This is a genomic window from Nitrospirota bacterium (assembly GCA_016207905.1).
Lineage (GTDB): Bacteria > Nitrospirota > Thermodesulfovibrionia > Thermodesulfovibrionales > JdFR-86 > JACQZC01.
In genome coordinates, this window is the sequence record JACQZC010000002.1 from 1 (window position 1) to 5,705 (window position 5,705).

Consider the following 5,705-nt stretch of genomic DNA (forward strand, 5'->3'; position numbering starts at 1 on the left):
AGGCTGATGCTACGGATGACAAAACAGCTTATTTGAACAAAATGAAAAAGATTGAACGCTCTAACGATAAAAATGAAGATATTTCAAGCACTTAGGGAATTCAAATTGAACCTATAAAAAAAGGAGATGGCAACGATTTTTGGAGCTGGTTGTCTTATAGAAAAGGGCATGTTATAGTTTTAAATAGAAATGTCAAAGGTCTATTACGCATCAGCAAGGGTTCATAAGTGGAAATACGAAGAAAGCATGCCAGGGAAGCTCGAAAGACTCCTTAACGAGATAGACCTTTCAAGGTATTTCGAGCCAAAGGAATGGGTTGCAATAAAGACTCATTTTGGCTCAGAGGGAGCACATAGGATTGTAAGGCCTGTGTTTCTAAGAAAGGTCGTCAATGCTCTCAGGGCAATCTCTGCAAAGCCTTTTGTAACAGACACAGTAAGAATTAAAGGGCTTGATTACCTCGATGTGGCAAATCAAAACGGCATAAACCATCTTTCGGTTGGTGCGCCTGTGGTTTTAGCAGATGGGCTTTATGGAGCAGACAACATACTTATAAAAGCAGGGGACCTACTTGGAGAGATAGCAGTTGCCTCCTTGATACATGATGTGCCTGCAATGGTTGTTTGCTCTCATGTAAAAGGACATATAAATGCAGGGTATGCAGGTGCAATAAAGAACATTGCGATGGGTGCTATAAGCGCAGGGCACAGGCATTGCGGATGGAAATGCGGAAGAGGTGCAATGCATGTAGTAGGCGAGGGTAGGCTTATGTGGGATGAAAACAGCTGCGAGCTTTGCTATCAGTGTGAGGAGGTATGCCCGCTTGAGTGCGTGAAATTCATAGAGGAGGGAAAGACATTTTACTATGAGGACGAAAGGTGCTGGAGATGTGGAAGATGCACGAGGGTCTGCCCTGAGGGCGCTGTTACGATAGAGGGTGCTGATGATACGATGTTTCAGAAATCCCTCGCAGAGTCGGTAAAGACAGTTCTTGGGACATTCAAAGAAGGCAAGGTCATATATATAAACTTTCTAACAGAGATACTGCCCGAATGTGACTGCATGCCTGCGGCTGATGTGCCTGTTATTCAGGACAAAGGAATACTTATTTCAGATGACATTGTGGCAATTGAAAGTGCAAGCATAAAACTTCTTCAGGCATCCGAGCCTCTGCCTGAATCCGAAGGACAGGGGATTGAAAAAGGCAAGGATGTGCTTTATGAACTCCATAAAAAGCCCTACATCGTTCAGGTGGATGAGGCTGAAAGACTTGGGCTTGGCAATAAAGCATACGAGTTAATAGAGGTCTAAAAAAAGAGCTGATGTCCGTGGGTACTGGACATCAGCTTAGGGGAGGTAACGAGCGCTTATACATTTGATACCATACTTCCGAAGTCTTGTCAAGAGAAAAATTTAAGCTTTCTGATAAATCAAACTTTAGCCACCAACTATAGTTTTATCCTCCTCGAGAGCCTCGTATATTTTTCTTTCGAGCACAGGATAGGTGATTGAGTTCCATTTGTCTCCAAAGTGATGCGCAAGGATATTCAGGGCATGGGGGTCTTCTGTGTCTATAAGAAAAAGGATTTTAAGAGGCGTTCTGCCAATGACCTCATATCTATGAACGGATTTACACATATTCTCAAAGACCTTATTTTTGCCCTTTTTAATCCATTCTGCTCTTTCTTTGTTTATCTCCTCTAAGGTGGCATCCTGTTTTGCATCGAATAGCGATATATAAAGCATATAATCCTCCTTTAGTTTAGCTTTTGGACGCTTAATATTTTTTCTCTTCCTTCAATGAGTTTTTCGATGACAGAGGAATCCGCAAGCGTGGTTGTATCTCCAAGCTCATCGTGTTTACCCTCAACGATTTTTCTCAGGATTCTCCTCATAATCTTGCCACTTCTGGTTTTTGGAAGGCCATCTACGAACTGTATTACATCTGGTTTTGCAATTGGGCCAATGTCTTTTTTAACCTGTTCAATGAGTTCTTTTTCCAGCCCATTTGTAGAGACATTGCTTTTCAGGATGACAAAGGCATAAATCCCTTGTCCTTTTATCTCATGCGGAAAGCCTACGACTGCGGATTCTGCAACCGAAGGATGGGCAACGAGGGCACTTTCTATCTCAGCAGTGCCGAGTCTGTGCCCCGATACATTTATGACATCATCTATTCTTCCAAGAAGATGATAGTCTCCGTCTTCGTCAACCTTTGCACCATCGCCTGTAAAATAATATCCCTTGTATTGTGAAAAATAAGTCTCGTAGTAGCGTTTTGGGTCTCCGTATATGGTTCTTGCAATGCCTGGCCATGGAGACTTGATAACAAGACCTCCGTCTTCGTTAATGCCTGCCTCTTTTCCATCGGGTTTCATAACAGCAGGCTCGATGCCGAAAAACGGTCTGCCTGCTGCACCGGGCTTAAGGGGTATTGCACCGGGAAGCGAGGAGATGAGTACTCCGCCTGTTTCTGTTTGCCACCATGTATCTACTATAGGGCATTGTCCCAGACCTATGTTTTTATGATACCAGAGCCATGCCTCGGGGTTTATCGGCTCGCCAACAGAGCCAAGTAGCCTCAGGCTTTTAAGGTCATTCTTTTTTGTCCATTCATCGCCCTCTCTCGCAAGTGCCCTTATAACAGTGGGCGCAGTGTAAATGGTGTTTATGCGGTATTTCTCCACTATCTGCCAGTACCTGTCTGGCTCTGGATATGTTGGGACTCCCTCAAACATAACAGTGGTTCCGCCACATGAAAGCGGGCCATAAACTATGTATGAATGCCCTGTAATCCAGCCAATGTCAGCAGTGCACCAGAATGTGTCCTCCTCGCGATAATCGAAGATATACTTAAATGTGGAATGAGCATATACGAGATAGCCTCCTACTGTGTGAAGAAGTCCTTTTGGTTTTCCTGTAGAGCCGCTTGTGTAAAGAATGAATAGTGGCTCTTCTGCATCCATCTCTTCTGCCTCTATGTAGGACGGGACATCAGGCATCTGGAGGGCATCGTTTAAATAGAGGTCTCTTTCAGGCATCATATCCACAGGCAAACCTGTTCTTGACACTACAAGGCATTTTTCGATGCTCGGAGTCCCTTCCATCGCCTTATCTGCATTTGCCTTAAGTGGTATGACCTTTCCCGAACGGAACGAGCCATCCGATGTTATAAGAATCCTTGCCTTGCTGTCGTTAATCCTGTCTCTTAAGGCAGTAGGACTGAATCCTCCGAATATAATGCTATGCACGGCACCGAGCCTTGCAGTTGCAAGCATTCCAATAAGCAGTTCAGGAATCATTGGAAGGTAAAAAGCAACCCTGTCGCCTTTACCTATGCCAAGCCTCTTAAGCAGAGCGGCAAACTTGCAGACCCTGCGAAGAAGGTCCTGATAAGTGAAAATCCTGTTTTCCCCTGACTCAGGCTCCCATATGAGGGCGGCTTTGTTCTTCCTCAGGGCAAGATGCCTGTCAAGACAATTGTAAGAGATATTAAGTTTTCCACCTTTAAACCATGACACTTTAGCTGTCTTAAAATCAGCATCCATAACCCTGTCCCACTTCTTAAACCAGAAGACCTCTTCTGCCATCTTTGCCCAGAAGCCCTCTGGATTCTGAATGGATTCTTCATAAAGCCTTTTGTATTCCTCGGCGCTTCTTACGATTGCCTTGTCCTGAAATTCTCTTGGGGGAGGAAATATCTTCTTTTCGGACATAAGACACCTCCATCTAAAAAAAGCCTCTGTAATACCCGTATCATAGCAGGTTTTCCACAAACTGCAAATTTTGGGTTTCTAAAATCTTGACCTATGTCTATTTCCTTTTTACCGAAAGGACCCTTTTTGCCGCAGACCTCACTGCCTCGGCAACATTCTTGTTACGCTCAAGAAGCTGGAGGTCCTTTAGTTTTAGGCTTGTTACGAATGCCATTGATATGCCAGCAGGGGTCTTTGAGTTGTTAACGAGACCCTGAAGTATGGAGTAGTTTTTCATCCAGTCTTTGCTTTTTGAAATAATCCTCAGTACCTCCTCGGGAACACTTTTTGAGCGGGCAGCCATCTCCACCTCTGCATCTGTAATCCTCGGGTTTGAAAGCACAGAAAGCACCACTTCCTTATTAGTGTCTTTAAGAAGTATTCCCCTTATCTCTCTTCCGCCTCTCATGGCAAGCTTTACCCTATCCATAACGCCTAATTTATCCACTTTATGGGATAGGGTTTTTGCTCGCACCTCTTTAGGCTTTTCCATCTCTTTCTTTTTTATCTCCTCGACTTCCCTTGAGACCTTGACTGGAAGCTGTAGCACCTTTGCCACAGAATCCCTTACTGAATCAGGGGTGTGTGGATGGTCATAAAGTATTCTCAGGATTTCAACCCTCCCTGGGTTTGCATCGTATATTGCCTTGAATACTTCCTCTTCGTCTGTGTCATCCAATAAAACCGAGATGACATCTTCCGATGCAGTAGATAGGTCTAATTCTATGCGTTTTTGCTCTTCCATTATTTCCCCCTTAGATATATGAAATATTCTATATTTCCCTTTTGTCCTTGGACAGGCGATTGCATCACACCTATCACAGTAAGCCCTAAATTCTCCGAAAAGGTTTTAGTTGTCTCAATAGCCTTCTGCCTTTTTTCTTCATTTCTAACGATACCGCCCTTTGAAACATCAGCCTTTTGTAATTCAAACTGAGGCTTTATAAGGGCAATAATCTCGCCTCTTGGCTTTAAAAACTCCATGACCTTAGGTATTACCTTTGTAAGCGAGATGAATGAGACATCGATAGTGGCAATGTCAATCTCATCGGGGATTCTGTCTTTGTCGAGGTATCTTATATTTGTTTTTTCAAGTAGGACAACTCGGCTATCCTGTCTCAGTCTCCAGTCAAACTGTCCGTAGCCAACATCGATGGCATAGACTTTTTTTGCGGCCATCTTAAGCATGCAGTCCGTAAAGCCTCCTGTGGAGGCTCCAACATCTATTGCGGTTTTCTCCTTGAGGTCAATGCCAAAGTGCTCGATTGCGGCACTGAGCTTAAGCCCACCTCTACTGACATACGGCATTTCTGTCTCTTTAAGAATTACTTCTACGGATTTATTAATCATGGTGCCGGGCTTTACAACTGCTTTTCCGTCAACCAGAACCCTGCCCTCCATAATCAATGCCCTTGCCTTTTCACGGCTTTCAGTAAGACCTCTTTCAAAAACCATCTTGTCAAGCCTCTCCTTCACCCTGCTTATTTTTCCATAAAGAGCAAAAAGAATCAATAGCTTGCGTCATCCTTTCAGTGTCCAATGTCTTTGCTTTAATTTAATAGGGGAGGGGGGTATCTTCTAAGTTATTGATTTTAAAGGATTCCTGCTTTAATTTTGCTTTAATATTAAACCAAATCAGCTTTCTTACTTTTCCTCTTTTCATACTAAACTATAGTTAGATAATAACACTTCCAAAGCCATTTGTCAAGTAAAAAATGAACTATGGTTTTTCTTTTCCCTCTCCCCTTGCGGGAGAGGGTGGGGTGAGGGGGATTGGACTTTTCTATTCACCCTCCCCAAACCCCTCCCATCGAGGGAGGGGATTTTTAGAGGTGCAACCTGCTAACATAGGTAACAGATTAACCTACGGACATGGGTAACAGTATAATGGCAGAGCAAGGAGGTATTGCGATGCCATGGAGAGAGGTGAGACCTATGGACGAGAGAGTG

Annotated in this window: 5 protein-coding genes; 1 reads left to right on the plus strand and 4 read right to left on the minus strand. The window is 43.8% G+C overall.

The features are described from left to right. Positions 1–189: 189 nt before the first annotated feature. Positions 190–1,311 carry a DUF362 domain-containing protein gene (locus tag HY805_00365; GenBank protein ID MBI4822675.1) on the plus strand — a complete coding sequence of 374 codons (1,122 nt, stop codon included), beginning with the start codon at positions 190–192 and terminating at the stop codon, positions 1,309–1,311. 126 nt (positions 1,312–1,437) lie between these two features. Here the strand turns inward: HY805_00365 and HY805_00370 are convergent, their stop codons facing one another. From HY805_00370 to HY805_00385, 4 genes are all read right to left on the minus strand, one after another. Further along, positions 1,438–1,746, minus strand: coding sequence for a hypothetical protein (locus tag HY805_00370; protein MBI4822676.1), 309 nt, complete (start codon positions 1,744–1,746; stop codon positions 1,438–1,440). Positions 1,747–1,757: 11 nt separating this feature from the next. Beyond that, positions 1,758–3,716, minus strand: coding sequence for an acetate--CoA ligase (gene acs, locus HY805_00375; GenBank protein MBI4822677.1), 1,959 nt, complete (start codon positions 3,714–3,716; stop codon positions 1,758–1,760). A gap of 97 nt (positions 3,717–3,813) precedes the next feature. Further along, the gene (locus HY805_00380; GenBank protein ID MBI4822678.1) at positions 3,814–4,500 is read right to left on the minus strand and encodes a hypothetical protein; all 687 of its coding nucleotides are present in this window, start codon (positions 4,498–4,500) and stop codon (positions 3,814–3,816) included. Beyond that, a complete protein-coding gene (locus tag HY805_00385) occupies positions 4,500–5,210 on the minus strand; it encodes a TlyA family RNA methyltransferase (GenBank protein MBI4822679.1) in 711 nt (236 codons plus the stop codon). The genes HY805_00380 and HY805_00385 overlap by 1 nt, the downstream gene beginning before the upstream one ends. Between the last annotated feature and the right edge of the window lie 495 nt (positions 5,211–5,705).